Source organism: Pseudonocardia kongjuensis (assembly GCF_039526905.1).
GTDB lineage: Bacteria > Actinomycetota > Actinomycetes > Mycobacteriales > Pseudonocardiaceae > Pseudonocardia > Pseudonocardia kongjuensis.
Genome location: NZ_BAAAJK010000010.1, coordinates 185,259 through 200,097 on the forward strand (window position 1 = coordinate 185,259; position 14,839 = coordinate 200,097).

Annotated in this window: 13 protein-coding genes; 5 read left to right on the forward strand and 8 right to left on the reverse strand. The window is 73.6% G+C overall.

What is annotated here, in order from left to right:
* Nucleotides 1-20: 20 nt before the first annotated feature.
* Nucleotides 21-608 carry a hypothetical protein gene (locus ABD160_RS14905; RefSeq protein WP_344022688.1) on the forward strand — a complete coding sequence of 196 codons (588 nt, stop codon included), beginning with the start codon at nucleotides 21-23 and terminating at the stop codon, nucleotides 606-608.
* A 180-nt stretch (nucleotides 609-788) separates the two neighbouring features.
* Here the strand turns inward: ABD160_RS14905 and ABD160_RS14910 are convergent, their stop codons facing one another.
* Nucleotides 789-986: a hypothetical protein gene (locus ABD160_RS14910; protein WP_344022690.1), complete on the reverse strand. Its 198-nt coding sequence runs from the start codon at nucleotides 984-986 to the stop codon at nucleotides 789-791.
* Between the two features lie 837 nt (nucleotides 987-1,823).
* Here ABD160_RS14910 and ABD160_RS14915 point away from each other — a divergent pair.
* On the forward strand, nucleotides 1,824-2,285 hold the full coding sequence (locus tag ABD160_RS14915; RefSeq protein WP_344022692.1) for a DNA-processing protein DprA: 462 nt from the start codon (nucleotides 1,824-1,826) through the stop codon (nucleotides 2,283-2,285).
* A gap of 157 nt (nucleotides 2,286-2,442) precedes the next feature.
* On the opposite strand, the gene ABD160_RS14920 is transcribed toward ABD160_RS14915, so the two are convergent.
* From ABD160_RS14920 to boxC, 4 genes are all read right to left on the reverse strand, one after another.
* A complete protein-coding gene (locus ABD160_RS14920; RefSeq protein ID WP_344022694.1) occupies nucleotides 2,443-3,933 on the reverse strand; it encodes an NCS1 family nucleobase:cation symporter-1 in 1,491 nt (496 codons plus the stop codon).
* 74 nt (nucleotides 3,934-4,007) lie between these two features.
* The gene (locus ABD160_RS14925; RefSeq protein WP_344022696.1) at nucleotides 4,008-4,646 is read right to left on the reverse strand and encodes a helix-turn-helix domain-containing protein; all 639 of its coding nucleotides are present in this window, start codon (nucleotides 4,644-4,646) and stop codon (nucleotides 4,008-4,010) included.
* A gap of 18 nt (nucleotides 4,647-4,664) precedes the next feature.
* Nucleotides 4,665-6,086, reverse strand: a complete 1,422-nt coding sequence (gene boxB, locus ABD160_RS14930; protein ID WP_344022698.1) for a benzoyl-CoA 2,3-epoxidase subunit BoxB — start codon at nucleotides 6,084-6,086, stop codon at nucleotides 4,665-4,667.
* Between the two features lie 5 nt (nucleotides 6,087-6,091).
* A complete protein-coding gene (gene boxC / locus ABD160_RS14935) occupies nucleotides 6,092-7,813 on the reverse strand; it encodes a 2,3-epoxybenzoyl-CoA dihydrolase (RefSeq protein WP_344022700.1) in 1,722 nt (573 codons plus the stop codon).
* A 155-nt stretch (nucleotides 7,814-7,968) separates the two neighbouring features.
* Between boxC and ABD160_RS14940 the strand changes: the two genes are divergently transcribed.
* Nucleotides 7,969-8,529 carry a DUF3558 family protein gene (locus tag ABD160_RS14940; RefSeq protein ID WP_344022702.1) on the forward strand — a complete coding sequence of 187 codons (561 nt, stop codon included), beginning with the start codon at nucleotides 7,969-7,971 and terminating at the stop codon, nucleotides 8,527-8,529.
* Nucleotides 8,530-8,542: 13 nt separating this feature from the next.
* Here ABD160_RS14940 and ABD160_RS14945 read toward each other — a convergent pair whose 3' ends face one another.
* Together ABD160_RS14945 and ABD160_RS14950 are read right to left on the reverse strand one after the other, a co-directional pair.
* The gene (locus ABD160_RS14945; RefSeq protein WP_344022704.1) at nucleotides 8,543-8,986 is read right to left on the reverse strand and encodes a GNAT family N-acetyltransferase; all 444 of its coding nucleotides are present in this window, start codon (nucleotides 8,984-8,986) and stop codon (nucleotides 8,543-8,545) included.
* Between the two features lie 117 nt (nucleotides 8,987-9,103).
* Nucleotides 9,104-10,711 (reverse strand): benzoate-CoA ligase family protein, encoded by a 1,608-nt coding sequence (locus tag ABD160_RS14950; protein ID WP_344022706.1) that lies wholly within the window; start codon nucleotides 10,709-10,711, stop codon nucleotides 9,104-9,106.
* Nucleotides 10,712-10,825: 114 nt separating this feature from the next.
* On the opposite strand from ABD160_RS14950, the gene ABD160_RS14955 reads away from it, so the two are divergent.
* Both ABD160_RS14955 and ABD160_RS14960 read left to right on the forward strand, forming a co-directional pair.
* Nucleotides 10,826-12,766 carry an AAA family ATPase gene (locus tag ABD160_RS14955; protein ID WP_344022707.1) on the forward strand — a complete coding sequence of 647 codons (1,941 nt, stop codon included), beginning with the start codon at nucleotides 10,826-10,828 and terminating at the stop codon, nucleotides 12,764-12,766.
* 26 nt (nucleotides 12,767-12,792) lie between these two features.
* Nucleotides 12,793-13,605 carry a PIG-L family deacetylase gene (locus ABD160_RS14960; protein WP_344022709.1) on the forward strand — a complete coding sequence of 271 codons (813 nt, stop codon included), beginning with the start codon at nucleotides 12,793-12,795 and terminating at the stop codon, nucleotides 13,603-13,605.
* Here ABD160_RS14960 and ABD160_RS14965 read toward each other — a convergent pair.
* A complete protein-coding gene (locus ABD160_RS14965; protein ID WP_344022712.1) occupies nucleotides 13,591-14,721 on the reverse strand; it encodes an acyltransferase family protein in 1,131 nt (376 codons plus the stop codon). The genes ABD160_RS14960 and ABD160_RS14965 overlap by 15 nt on opposite strands.
* Nucleotides 14,722-14,839 lie beyond the last annotated feature (118 nt).

Here is a 14,839-nt window from a genome sequence, read left to right on the forward strand (position 1 = left end):
GTCTCGGTGGGCTCGATCCCGTGGCGGACGTCCTGGTGCCGCTCGGGCTGCTGCTCACCGTGGTGACCACGGTCGGCACCGTGCACCGGCTCAAGGGCAAACCGTGGCTGGCGCTGCTCGCCCCGCTGTCGGTGGTGTCGGTGATCGGGATCGCCGGGATCGCCCGGGTCGCGCGACCGGACTCGCCGTGGGCCCGCTGGCGCTACTCGCCCGACCGGATGGGACAGGCCCGGATCCGGTTCGGCCCGGGCGGCGCCGGCCCGGAGCCCCGGTGGGATCCACCCGCCACCGCCGGATTCGTGACGGTGCTGGCCGGGGTGGTCGCGGGCGTCCCGGCCGGTGCGGTGACGTCGTTGGCGGGCGGGGTGATCGTGGTGCACGCGCTGCTCGCGTCGGTGGGCCGGACGGCGTCCCTGCGGGTGTGCCGGTGGACGGTCGGCGGCGCCGCGGCCGGGCAGGCGGTGGCCGTCGCGCTCCTGCTGCCGGGCCTCGGCACGCTCCCGGGGATGGTGACGACGACGGTGACCGGGGCCGGGTTGGCGTTGCTGCGACCGCGGGCCGGCCCGGGGGTCGATGCCCTCGATCCCGGCGAACCGCTCACCCGGTGAGCCGTGCGCCCGCCCGGCCGGCGCCGTCCCGGGTCAGATCGCCGATCGGTGCCAGGTGTGGGGGCCACCGGGGTCGTCGAGCCACACCCGGTGACGGTCGGGGGTGACCGAGTTCCCGAGGCGGGTCCGGTGCGGGGAGCCGGCCGCGACCCACTCGTCGTGTGCGTCCTCGATCAGATCTCACAGACGCTGGGGTCCCGCCTGCTCGACCTGCTCGGTGGCGGGATCGCGGTAGGCCCACGACCCGTCGGAGTGCAGGAGCCATTGCACCGTTCCGCTGTCCCGGTGCAGCGTGACGCGGGTGATGCCGGGATGGCGCAGTCCGGCGAGTACGGCCCAGCCGGGGGCGGGATCGGGGACCGACCCGGTGCGGCGCACCTTCCGTCTGTGCCCGTCCGGCTGGTGGCAGCCGCTCGGAGCAGCACGTCGACCGGGAGCGGCACCTCGGTCCGGGATTCGAGCATGCCGGCCATGAGGCTCGGCTGCGAGCTCGACGAGGTCACGGTCCCGGTGACCGGCCCGTGGGCTCAGGTGTGCCCCCAGCGTGTCCCGTCGGAGTCGAGCTGCGTCGTGATCGGCTCGTCGGCATGGGCGAGATCGAGCCACCGGGGATCGTCGGCACCGATGGCCCGGTGAGCGCCGCGGTCGGGGGTGAAGGCGAACGCCCGTGGCACGAACAGGTGTCGCGGAACCGTCTCGAACGCCCTCGCGCCATGCCGCACTCCGCAGCCGGCCACCCTCGACCAGAGTGCGGACGAGTTCCTGGCGCCGGTCCCGGGTGGGATCGGAACTCGTCGGTCCGGTTCCCATCGCTGCTCCCCGGTCGGTGTCTCGGCGATCGTGGATGCAACCGGCGCTCCGGTGGCGTCGTCGGGCCGGTGCGCCTGCCCCGGCAGGCGGCGTGATCGTGGAGCACGCCCCGGTGGGCGGTGCCTCGATCCCGGCGAACCGCTCACCCGGTGGCCGTCGGGCGCCCCCGCGCACTGCCTGGGAGACGTAGCCTCCATCGTGGTCGGTTCGCCGGGCAACGACGACGCCGGCAGGTCCACACCCCTGCTCCCGGCGTCGTGAGGTCGATCGGCCTGCCGCATACCCGGCACCGGCTCCACCACCACCCGGCCCGGGCCGTCCGCCCCGTCGGCGTGCCGCCCATGGGCCGTGGTTCGAGCCGATCAGGACAGGTGACAACCGGTGACAGGGCACTGTGGAGGTGGCGTGTCCCGAGCGATCACGGTGACCGGGACCCGCGAGGTCACCTCGGAACCGGACGCCGGTCTCGGGGCGGTCTTCGCGGCCTACCTGCTGCCCTTCACGACGTCGTCGAGCACCGTGCACCTGGGCGGCGCGGCGGGCATCGACACCGCAGCCCTGGACTGGCTGGCAGCCCACACCGGTGCTGCGCTGATCGTCGTCGTCCCGTGCACGGTCGCCGACCAGCCCGAGGTGGCGGCCACGGCCGTCCGGCGGTGGCAACGGCGGGGCAGGCTCGCCGGCGTCGTCGAGCTGGGAGCCCGGCGACCGGGCACCGGTGCCTTCCACGCCCGGAACCGGTGGATGGTGGACCGCAGCGATCTGGTGATCGGTTTCCCCCGGGGCGACGATCCGTCGAGCGGGACCCGGTACACGCTCGGCCACGCCGCCCGTCTCGGGCTGCCCCACCTGGTGGTGCCGGTGTGAGCCCGGGGCACAGGTTCGCGACGGCCGCGTGAGCGGCTGCGGGACACCGCCACCGAGGCGGGTGTCCCGCAGCCTGCCGGCGCGCCCGGCGGCGACGTCGGCTGATCGTGCCGGTGGCGGTGCCCGCGGCAACGCCCGGGCACCGCCACTCCGGCGATCAGCCGCTCGTCTCCCCGGCCGGCGCCGCGGTCCGGTAGTGCCACAGCAGCGCCGTGTACAGCGCCCCGCCCAGCGCGGCCCCGATCACCCAGGCGATCCCGCTGAGCTCGGCGAGCGCCGGGACCCACACCGCGGCGAGCGAGAACGTCCCGGCCAGCCCGATCGCGACGAGCGCCCTGATGTTCCAGCCGTGGCGGTAGTGGTAGCGGGCGTCCGGGTCCATCGTGAACAGCTCGGCGACGCGCACCGAGCGGCGCTGGATGATGTAGTAGTCGGCGATCAGCACGCCGTAGAGCGGCGCGAGCAGCGCGCCCAGCGTGTCGACGAACGTCGGCAGGCCGATCTCGTCGATCATCGCCACCCACAGCCCGCCGATCACGAAGCCGGCCGCCGCGGTGAGCAGCCCGCCGGTGCGGAAGCTGATCCGGCTGGGCGCCAGGTTCGCCAGGTCGTAGGCGGGCGGGATGAAGTTCGCGACCAGGTTGATGCCGATCGTGGCGACCACGAAGGTGACCGCGGCGATGATCGTCAGCACCGGGTTGCCGACCAGCCCGACGATGTCGGCCGGGTTGGTCAGCGGCTCGCCCTGCCCGTTCTGCAGCACGATGAAGGCGCCCGCGGTGATGAACAGGCTGAGGAAGGTGAACAGGGCCAGGCTCACCGGCAGCCCGGTGAAGTTCCCGATCCGCATCGACCGCTCGTCGCGGGCGAACCGGGCGAAGTCGCCGTAGTTCACGACGACCGCCGAGAAGTAGGCGATCATCGTGCCCATCACCCCGACGAACGCGCCGACCGCGGCCCAGCCCTGCACCTCGGTGTTGTCGAAGATCGCGCCGACGGCCGGGAGCAGCTGGTCGCCCGCCTGTACCCAGATGACCGCGAGCAGCGCGATCATCACGACGTAGACGGCCGGGCCGGCGAAGTTCAGGAAGCGCTCGATCCACACGATGCCGCGGGAGAACAGCGCGATCTGCAGCACGGCGACGAAGGTGTAGGACAGCCAGTCCACCCAGTCCATGCCGAGGAACGTGGCCCGCCCCGGATCGGCCACGAACGCGTTGATCGCCAGCGCGACCGCGGTCGAGGCGAAGTAGGTCTGCGCGCCGTACCAGAAGATCCCGACGACGCCCCGGACCAGCGCGGGGAACCGCGCACCGCGCACACCCATGCTCGCCCGGGCCATCACCGCGTACGGGATCCCGTACCGGACGCTCGGCGTGCCCGACAGGTTGACCAGCAGGTTCACGAACGCGCCGGACAGCACGATGGCGGCGAACACCCACCAGCCGTTGATCCCCGCGGTGATGAACAGGCTGGCGGCCAGCGTGTAGCCGGCCAGGCTCTGCACGTCGTTCGTCCACACGTTGAAGATCGGGAACGGGCCCCAGCGCCGTTGCGCGGCGGGCAGCGGTGCCAGGTCGTCGTTGTGCAGGGTCGGATGCGGGTCGCTGCCGACATCGGAGTGCGTGTTCAGGACGGCGTCCGTCATGGGGGCTCCCGGGCCGGGTGTTTCGGACAACCGTGAAGCTATGGCTTAAAACGCCTGGTGTGGTTGCCGCCGGGTTAACCCTCTCGGAGGTCGACGGTGGCCCAGATGGCCACCGCGACCTCGCCGGTGCCGTTCTCCACCCGGTGCGGCCGCCCGGCCGGGAACGAGATGGTGCCGCCGGCCGGGACCTCGACGGCGCCGTCGGGGAACCGGAAGGTGAGCCGGCCGCGGACGATGCAGCCGGTGTCGTGGCCGTGGTGGGTGAGCATCTCGCCGTCCGGCGCGGACGACGAGCCGGGCGGGTAGGTCGACTCGAACAGGTCCAGCCCGGGCAGCGCGACCGGGGTGAGCCTGCGGTAGGTCACGCCGTCGCCGAGCTGTGCGTCCGCCGAGGGGAGGGCGACCTGCACGCCCGGCAGCGGCTGCGAGGTCTCGGCGCCCCCGGCGTCGTCCGAGCAGGACGGGCGGCGGGTGAACACGGCGTCGTCGAGTGCCGCCGACACCGGCACCCCGAGCGCGCCGACGATGTCGATCAGCCGCTTGACCGACGGCTGCCGGGTGCCGACCTCGATCTGGGACAGCGCGCTCGCCGAGATCCCGATCTCCCGGGCCACCGAGGTCAGGGAGCGGCCCGCGCCGGTGCGCAACGCGCGCAGGCGCGGGCCGACGGCCTCCGGGAGCGAGGTCTGCAGGGTCCGGGGACTCTCGGTCACGGGCCCCAGCATGCCCGCTCAGGCGAAGTGCACGTACTCGTACTCGAAGGGCTTGCCGTTGATCCCGTTCGACGGCGGCGCGATCCAGCCGGCGATCTTGCCCGGCTCGTAGACCGGCCGCATCAGGTTCTGCACGTGCGTGCGGTCCGCGTCCGAGGGCAGCCAGTCGTCCTTGCGGGCCGCCCAGGCGTCCGCGCCGACGACGTCGCCCTTCGGCGTCACGTGGTGCCCGGAGAACAGCCCGACCTCCCGGTTGAACCCGACGTGCGGCAGGTGGACCCGGTCGTCGAACCCGTTCTTCTCGAGGATCTTGTTCCAGCGCTTGATCCCGGACTGGCAGTCCTTCACGTACTCGTTGCGCAGGTCCAGGTTCAGCGCCAGCAGGGCAGGCACCTCGTCGGTGACGATCCCGCCGTCGCGGACCTGCTCCATGCCGTAGCCGTCCTCGGTGAGGACGTGGTCGTCGCGGCGGCGCTCCTCCTGCCAGCGGCCCTTGAGCCCGGCGGTGAAGTAGTTCGCGGCGTTCGTGGACTGCTCGGAGCCGAACAGGTCCAGCGACACCGAGTAGTGGAAGTTGACGTACTTCTGGATCACGTCCAGCGGGACGCCGCCGTGCGGGGCGATGTCGGCGGTGTCGTGCTCGCGCATCAGCTCGCAGGTCCGCTGGACGACGCGGTCGATGCCGGTGGTGCCCACGAACATGTGGTGGGCCTCCTCCTTGAGCATGAACTCACACGTCCGCGACAGCGGATCGAAGGCGGACTCCTTCAGCGTGCCGAGCTGGTACTTGCCGTCCCGGTCGGTGAAGTAGGTGAACATGTAGAACGACAGCCAGTCCGGCGTCTCCTCGTTGAACGCGCCGAGGATCCGCGGCGAGTCGAGATCGCCGGAGTTGCGCTGCAGCAGCGCCTCGGCCTCCTCGCGGCCGTTGCGGCCGAAGTAGGCGTGCAGCAGGTAGACCATCGCCCAGAGGTGCCTGCCCTCCTCGACGTTGACCTGGAACAGGTTGCGCAGGTCGTAGAGCGACGGTGCGGTCTCGCCGAGTCGGCGCTGCTGCTCGACCGAGGCGGGCTCGGTGTCGCCCTGGATGACGATCAGGCGCTGCAGGTCGGCCCGGTACTCGCCGGGGACCTGCTGCCAGACCGGCTCGCCGCGGTTCTCGCCGAACGCGATCCGGCGGTCGTCGCCCCGCTCGGCGAGGAACACGCCCCAGCGGTACTCCTCCATCGCGACGTGGCCGAACTGCGCCCAGCCCTCCTTGCCGACGTCGACGGCGGTGCGCAGGTAGACGTCCTGGGTCGGGACGGCCGGGCCCATCGTCTTCCACCAGTTGATGAAGTTCGGCTGCCAGGACTCGAGCGCGCGCTGCAGCTTGCGGTCGCCGGCCAGGTCGACGTTGTTCGGGATCTTCTCGCTGTAGTCGATGGACCCTGTGCTCACTGTGCTCACACCCGCTTGCGGTCGAAGTCGGCCCTGCGGCCCGTCCCGTACTTGCGCAGCGCGCCCTCCTCGCCGGAGGCGTTGGGGCGCACGAAGATCCAGTTCTGCCAGGCGGTGAGCCGGCCGAAGATGCGGCTCTCCATCGTCTCCGGCCCGACGAACCGGTGATTGGCCTCCATCCCGGTCAGCGCGTCCGGGGACAGCGACGCCCGCTCCTCGAGCATGATCCGGACCTCGTCGTCCCAGTCGATGTCGTCCGGTGCGTCGGTGACCAGGCCCAGTTCGAGCGCCTCCCGGGCGTCGATCCGGCGGCCGGTCTCCTGGCGCAGCTTGGCGACGTGGTCGTCGTCGCCGTGGAACCGGGAGCCCAGCCGGGTCACGCCGTTGCCCATCGGGAAGGTCCCGAAGTTCGACGCCGTCAGCATGATCTGGGCCTCGTCCTGCTGCTCGTCGCTGTCCGGGTCGAGCGTCCCGTCGAGCATGTACTGCCGGTCGCAGGCCAGCGCCAGCTCCAGCAGCGCACCGCCGAAGCAGGAGCCGGGCTCGATCAGCGCGATCAGCGACCGGGAGGTGACGTCGAGCCGCTTGAGGGTGCGCTTGAAGTAGTGCCGGATCTCCGAGACCAGCCAGTCCGATCCGGAGTGCTCCTCGATGACCTTCTCGAAGGCCAGCGCGTCCTCGATGTCGCCGCGGGTCCGGATCACCCAGGTGCCCAGCTCCGGCTCGTTGGACCGCAGCCGCAGGATCAGGTCGTCGAGCTGGCGGGTCATCGCCAGCGGCCAGAACTCGGCGCCCAGCTCGCGCACCCGCTCGATCGACGACGGGACGCCGCCGTCCGGGCCGTCCACGGTGATCTCCACCAGGCCGCGGTCGCGGTCGAAGCGGGCCCGGACGTGGGGGTACTCGATCCCGTCGGCGGTCTCGGTGCGCTGCAGCGGCGGCAGCTCGATCCCCTGCTCCGCGGGCAGCCGGGTGGACGCCCGGGCCGCGGCGACGGCCCGCTCGCGGACCGTCTCGTCCCACTTCCGCTTGGGGACGACCTCGTCGACCAGCTTCCACTCGACGGCCTGCCGCCCGCCGAAGCCCTCGGACTTCGTCGCGAACACGTCCGCGCGGTCCTTGCGGACCTTGCGCTTGTCGGTGACCCGGGTGAGCCCGCCGGTGCCGGGCAGCACGCCCAGCAGCGGGACCTCGGGCAGCGCGACGGTGGACGAGTTGTCGTCGATCAGCAGGATGTTCTCGCAGGCCAGCGCCATCTCGTAGCCGCCGCCGGCCGCGGTGCCGTTGACCGCGGCGATCCAGGTCTGGCCGGAGTGCTCGGTCGCGTCCTCGATGCCGTTGCGGGTCTCGTTGGTGAACTTGCAGAAGTTCACCTTCCACGGGTGCGACGAGCCGGCGAGCATCCGGATGTTCGCGCCGGCGCAGAAGTTGCGGTCCTTGGCGCTGGTCAGCACGACCGCCCTGACCTGCGGATGGGTGAACCGCAGCCGCTGGGTGATGTCGTAGAGCTCGATGTCGACGCCGAGATCGTAGGAGTTCATCTTCAGCTCGTAGCCGGGGACGAGGCCGCCGGCCTCGTCGACGTCGAGCTTCACCCAGGCGACCGCCGGGTCCTCGGCGTCGATCTCCAGCCGCCAGTGCCGGTAGTGCGACGGATCCCGGTCGAAGTCGATCGAGGGGCTGTCGGCCGGGGCGTTCGCCTCGGTGGTGGGGCCGGCATCGGTCATGGGACGGGCGCCTCCTCGCGTCGTCGCGGCAACCCAAAGACTACAGGACAGTGACGCCGCGACGAAAGAGTGTGGAGTGTTCGCGTGTTCGCCATCGCGACCCGTGCCCCGGCGATCCGCCGTGGCGACGGCCGGCGGCTGTGACGGTGCCACCCGTGCGCAACCGACACCGACGACACCGATCCGTCCCCGCCCTGCTCCCGCTGCCGGCCGTGCTCGCGGCGCTCGCCGTCCTCGCCGGCTGCGGCGCTGCGGCCGTGCTCCCCGGCGCCACGGCCCGCGACTTCCCGGCGAACCACTGCTCCCTGGTCCCGGAGCAGGAGCTGGCCGGGCTCGGTCTGACCGGCCCGGGCCGGCCCGTCCCGCCGCCCGGGATCGGCTGCAGGTGGGATCCGGCCACGTCCGGGCCGGGTTCGTCGTCCGGGGTGCCGGGACCGGGCGCCACGGCGCCCGTCGTCCTGGTCGGCGCGCCCGAGCCGGGCGACTACCGGAGGATGGTCGAGGTGCTCCGCGGTCAGGACGGGCCGGGCGGGCCGGGCGGGCGGGCGGCGGTGGACGTCGACGTCGCCGGACGTACCGGGGTGCAGCTCGAGCTCGGCGGGGTCGGCTGCTCGGTCGTGGCCGACCTGGATCCCGGCGTCGTCGTCGTGACGACCGGTGCGGGGTGCGACGCCGCCCGCGCGATCGCCGGAGTCGCTGCGGACAACGCCGGCTGACGCTGCCGGGTGGTCAGCGCGCGGCCGACGCCGCGGTGAGCGGCAGCTGCTTGCGGAGCTCGCCGACGTCGTTGCGGACGAAGCCGTGCGCGGCGAGCCACCCGGTGACCGGCTCGGGATCCGGGTGGCCGTCGGGCACCACGTTGTAGATGTAGTTCAGGCCCCGCCGGGCCGCCTCGTGCTCCAGCCGGGACAGCACGAACGAGCCGACCCCGCTGCGCTGCGCGTCCGGCCGGACCAGCACCAGGATCTCGGCGTCGCCCCAGGACTCGTCCAGCCGCCCGTAGGCGACGGTGTCCCCGGCCGCGTCCTGCACCCGCCACCACTCGTCACCGAGCGCGTCCCCCACGGCCGGGGTGCCCAGCCCGAACAGGGCCGGTGACAGTCCCGCCAGCACGGCCGCCTTGCGGTCGTCCCAGCTCGCCGGGGTCTCCGGGATCCACTCCCACACGTCCACTCCGGCCTCCTCGCCGTCGGCTGCACATCCGGTGCCGTCCCGAGTGAACCCGCTCGATCGGGTCCCGCCAAGGGTGCGTCGCGAATAGCGACACCCGGCCCGCCGATCCGGGTCTCCTCAGACCACCGGCTCCGGCTGCGCGGCCAGCCCGGACGCCTGCTCGCGCAGCCGGAACCGCTGGATCTTCCCGGTCGGGGTCTTCGGCAGCTCGTCGACGGCGACGACCATCCGCGGCCGCTTGAACGCCGCCAGGCCCTCCCGGCAGAACGCCACCAGCTCGTCCGCCGACGGGGCGGCCGCGGGATCGCGCGGCACCACGAAGGCGACCGGCTTGTCCAGGCCGTCGGAGTCCGGCACCCCGACGACGACCGCCTCGGCCAGTCCGGGATGCTCCAGCAGCCGGGCCTCCACCTCGCCGGGGGAGACCCAGATGCCGCCCACCTTGAGCACGTCGTCGGCCCGGCCCAGGCAGGTCCACGAGCCGTCGTCGCCGCGCACGTACTGGTCGCCGGTGCGCATCCAGCGGCCCTGGAACACCTGCCGGTTCACCTCGGTGCGGCACCAGTAGCCGGTGCACACCGAGTCACCCGCCACGTAGAGCATGCCCTGCTCACCGGGGCCGTCGATCACGCTGCCGTCCGGCCTGCGCAGCTCGATCTCGTAGCCGGGCACCGGGAACCCGGAGCTGCCCGGCACCACCTCGCCGGGCCGGTTGGAGATGAAGATGTGCAGCGCCTCGGTGGACCCGATGCCGTCGAGCACCTCGAAGCCGTACCGCTCGCCGACGCCGCGGAACATCCGCACCGGCAGCGCCTCGCCCGCCGAGACGCCCAGGCGCACCGTCGCGAACCGCTCCCGTGGCAGGTCGGCGGCGATCAGCGGGCCCCAGAAGCTGGGGACGGCGAAGAACAGCGTCGCCGAGTGCTCGGCGGCCAGCCGGGAGTACCGCTCCGGATCCGGCCGGGACGGCTCCAGCACCGCGCAGGCGCCGACCGACAGCGGGAAGAACATCGAGTTGCCGATGCCGTAGGCGAAGAACAGCTTCGCGACGGACAGGCAGACGTCGCCCGGCCGGATGCCGAGCACCTGCGCGCCGTAGGTCTCGCACACCGAGCGGATGTCGGCGTGCCGGTGCATGGCGCCCTTGGGCTTGCCGGTGGTGCCCGAGGTGTAGAGCCACAGCGCCTGCGACTCCGTCCAGGTCGGGTGGGGCTGCGCCATCGGCCCGCCGGCGGCGACCAGCTCGTCCCAGGTCAGGGACTCGGCCGCGGTGCCGGTCGGGAGGCGGTCCCGGCCGGTGAGCACCACCCGTTCCACGTCGGGTGCGCCGTCGACGGCCTCGGCGAGCGCACCGGCGAACGCGGCGCCACCGATCACCGTGGTCGCCCGCGAGTCCCGGACCAGGACGCCGAGCTCCCGGCCGGTCAGCATCGTCGACGACGGGACGGCGACCGCGCCGCACCACATGGTGGCCAGGATCGCGAGATAGAGCTCCACGTCGTCGGGCATCACCAGCAGCACCCGCTGCTCGGGCCGGACACCGGCCGCGCGCAGCGCGCCGGCCAGTCCGCGGACCCGGTCGGTGAGCTCGGCGTAGGTCAGTGATCCGCCCGGGAAACGGACGGCGGTGCGGTCGCCGTCCCCGGCCGCCACCCGGGCGGCGGTCAGGTGGGCGGCTGCGTTGAACGACGGGAAGGGCTGGTCAGCACGGACGACGTCGGCCATGGTGTGGTGGCTCCTGTGCCGGTTCGGGAGGCTGTGATGCTACACACGTGACGTGTGGCGTCAACGCTTCGTAGACCGTTCCGTTCGGGCGCCCGGATGTGATGAGCTGGCCCGGTGACGGCGTTGTCAGGGCAGGATCTGCCGGCGGGCGCGGCCCGCAACGGGACGCGGACCCCGGTGCCCGTGGTCGGGCTGGACCGCGAGCGCGAGGTGCTCACGGTCGCCCTGGACACCGGCCGGCACGTGGTGCTGGAGGGCCCGCCGGGCACCGGCAAGTCGACCCTGCTGCACGCGATCGCCCGCGGCTCCGGGCGGCGGATGGTGTTCGTCGAGGGCAACGCCGAGCTGACCCCGGCCCGGCTGGTCGGCACCTTCGACCCGGCCCAGGTGCTCACCGAGGGCTACACCCCGGCGGCGTTCGTCGACGGCCCGCTGCTCACCGCGCTGCGCGAGGACGGCCTGCTCTACCTCGAGGAGATGAACCGGGTCCCCGAGGAGACGCTGAACGTGCTGATCACGGTGCTCACCGAGGGTGAGATCAGCGTCCCGCGGTTCGGCACCGTCACCGCCGGTCCCGGCTTCCGGCTGATCGCGGCGATGAACCCGTTCGACGCCGTCGGCACCGCCCGGGTGAGCCAGGCGATCGCCGACCGGATGTGCCGGGTGGTGCTCGGCTACCAGCCCGAGGACGCCGAGCGGCTGATCACGTCCGCGGTCACCGGCCGGCCCGCGTCGGCCGTCGCGCTCGCGGTGACCCTGACCCGGCGCACCCGCGGGCACGCCGACGTCCGGATGGGCTCGTCGGTCCGCGGCGCCATCGATCTCGCGCACGTCCTCACCGGGCTGGCCGAGCTGCGCGGCGAGTCACCGCCCGCCCGGGACACCGCCCGGGACGCCCTGCACGCCGCGCTGTCCGGCCGGATCCGGATCGCCGACGGCGTCGAGCGCACCCCGGAGTCGGTGCTCGACGAGATCCTCGACGACGTCTGGCCGCCGGAATCCGACGCCCCGCCGGAACAGCCGGACCCGGCCGAGGAGACGGACGGTGATCAGGGAAAAGCCGACGGCCCGGCGCCCGCTGACGGCGCGCCGGGCACCCCGTCCGCCGGTCCGCAGCAGCCGGGCCGCAGCCCCCGCCCGCCACGCGGGCCGCGCACCCTGGGCCGCGACCAGCTGGCGTCGCGGCACGAGGGTTTCGCCGAGGTCTCGCCCGGCCTCGGCGAGCTCGACGAGGGCGCGTTCGACGACGCGCTGGCCCGCGACCCGGAGGCGGCAGCCGCGCTGCTCGCCGATCTCGCCGTCGCCACCGACGCGGAGCTGCGGGCCAGGGCCCGGCGGATCGCCGGACGGGTGTTCCTGCGGCTCGGCCGGGTCGGCCCGGCCCGCTCGCGCGGCACCCGGCGGCTCGGCCCGCGCCGCGGCGGGCACGGCGATCTCGATCTCGACCGCACCCTGGACGGCTGGCACCCGGGCGCGGGCCCGCCGCGCCCGGAGGACCTCGTCACCCGGGACTGGACCGCGCACCGACGGGCGATCTGCCTGGTCGTGGACGTGTCCGGCTCGATGCAGGGGGAGGCGGTCGCGCTCGCCGCGGTCGCCGCCGCCGGGGTGGTGCTGGCCTGCACGAACGGCGGCGCCGGCGGCTCCGCGCAGGACCCGGGGGTGCTCGCCTTCGGCTCCGGGGTGCAGACCCTGGCCACCCACGGCGTGCCGCGCCCGGCGCCGGACCTGGTCGCCGAGCTCGTCGCGCTGCGCGGGCACGGCACCACCGACCTGGCCGCCGCGCTGCGCGCCGCGTCCGGGCAGCTGGCCGGCGCGGTCGCCGAGGAACGGACCGTCGTGCTGCTCTCGGACTGCCTGCACACCGCGGGCGACGACCCGCTCGGTGCGCTCGCCGGGATCGACCGGCTGCACGTGCTGCTGCCCGCCCCCGGCGGCCCGGACGCCGACGCACGCCGCGCCGCCGGTGCACTCGCCGCCCGCGGCGGTGGCCTGTGCGTGCCGGTCGCCCGGCTCGGCGAGGTCGGCGCCGCGCTGACCCGCGTCCTGACCTGATCGCGGGCTGCGTAGGCTCGCGCCACGTGGGGACACTGGTCAGCTTCCATGCCCATCCCGACGACGAGTCGATCGGCACCGCGGGCACGCTCGCCAAGGCGGCCGCGCTCGGACACCGGGTGGTGCTCGTCTTCGCGACCCGCGGCGAGCTCGGCGAGCCGGTCCCGGGGGTGCTCGCCGACGGCGAGCAGCTCCCGGTGCGGCGCTCCGCCGAGTGCCACGAGTCGGCCCGGGTGCTCGGCGTGTCGCGCGTCGAGTTCCTCGGCTACGTCGATTCCGGGATGATGGGCGAACCCTCGAACGACGCGCCGTACTGCTTCTGGCAGGCGTCGGTGGAGCACGCCGCCCGGCGGCTCGCGCTGATCCTCGAGGAGGAGGAGGCCGACGTCCTCACCACCTACGACGACAACGGCGGCTACGGACACCCGGACCACATCCAGGTGCACCGGGTGGGCGCCCGCGCGGGCGAGCTGGCCGGGGTGCCGGTCGTCGCGCAGAACACCACGAACCGGGACTGGCTGCTGCGCGGCATGCGGGGCCTGCAGAAGGAGCGCGGCGCCGACTTCGAGCTCCCCGAGATCACCGACGACCCGTCGTTCGGCAAGCCGGAGTCGGAGATCACGCACCGGGTCGAGGCCGTCGAGTACGCCGAGACCAAGCGGGCCTCGATGCGCGCGCACGCCAGCCAGATGGGCCCGGACCACTTCATGCTGACGATGCCCGATCCGGTCTTCGCGATGGGGCTCGGCACCGAGTTCTACATCGTCGCGTCCCCGCCGAACCCGGCGTCCGCCCCGGAGATCTGGACCGAGGTGTTCGAGCCGCTACGCGGCGACTGAGCGGGCGGCGTCGCGGCGCGGGACGAACCGGTCCCAGGCGTCCATCAGGGCGCCGTGCGCCGGCCGCTCGACGAGCCGGGTGAGCAGCCAGCCCAGCACCAGCGCGGTGCCCAGCATCGCCGCCGACTGCAGCGTCGGCCCCACGCCGACGTCCTGCAGCCGCCGCATCAGCACGTAGCCGATCGTCTGGTGCACCAGGTAGACGCCGTAGGAGATGCCGGCCAGCCGGCGCAGCGCGAGCGCGACCGGCGCCGGTGTCCGCGATCCCGGGTTCGGCAACCGGGACACCAGCGCGAGCACCGCGATGCCCGCGCACACCCCGGCGACGGCGACCGGGTCCACCCGCAGCACGCCGTCCGGGCCGGGCGCGAATCCGTGCAGGAACTGGGCCACGCCGCACACGGTGAGCAGAGCAACGGCGTGCGCCGGACCCGTCCGGCGGGTGGACCACAGCCAGATCGCGATGCCCGCGACGAACAGGTGCAGCCGGTGGAACCCGAGCCCGTCGACGACGATCTCGTACCACCGCGGCGGGTCCGGCAGCCCGCCCGGCGCGGCCCGCAGCGGCCACAGCAGCAGCGGCACGAGCACCAGCGCCCACAGCAGCATCCGGAACCGGCGGCCGGCGCCCCAGCGGGTGGTGCTCAGCACGGCCGCCGCGGTGAAGGCCATCAGCTGCAGCGGCAGCGTCCAGTAGGCCGGGTCCAGCCAGGGGAAGCGGGCGTCGTCCCAGTGCCCGAGCATCAGCCAGTTGGTGACGATCTCGCGGGCCGGCGGCTCCGCCCAGCCGTCCGGGCCGAGGAAGCGCAGCGTCAGCCACGCCACCGGCACCACGACCAGGAACGCCGGCAGCAGCCGGGCCACCCGGGCCCACCAGTACCGGCCGGGGGAGTGCCTGCCGAGGGTGGCGCAGGCGAAGTAGGCGGAGACGACCAGCAGCAGGCTGGCGCCGACCTGGTGGTCGAAGGAGAACCGGCGGTCGATCAGCTCCGGATGCAGCACCGGTCCCAGGTGGGTGGCGTGGTAGGTGACGACGAGCAGCACCAGCCCGATCCGCAGCGCGTCCCAGCCGGGCTCGCGGCGGGTGCCGGTGCGCCCGGCGTTCGGAGACGTCACGACCACCCCGACACGGTAGGAAGCCGGCGCGCAGGCCCCTCGGCCGCCCCCGGTCCGCACCCCGTTGCAGCGGGTCACACCGGTCGCGGCGGGTGCGGACCGGGGCGCCGGGGTGCGA

Coding starts and splice junctions, on each gene's coding strand:
- ABD160_RS14920 (WP_344022694.1), bottom strand. CDS start 3,933: ATGACGGACGCCGTCCTGAACACGCACTCCGATGTCGGCAGCGACCCG.
- boxC (WP_344022700.1), bottom strand. CDS start 7,813: ATGACCGATGCCGGCCCCACCACCGAGGCGAACGCCCCGGCCGACAGC.
- ABD160_RS14950 (WP_344022706.1), bottom strand. CDS start 10,711: ATGGCCGACGTCGTCCGTGCTGACCAGCCCTTCCCGTCGTTCAACGCA.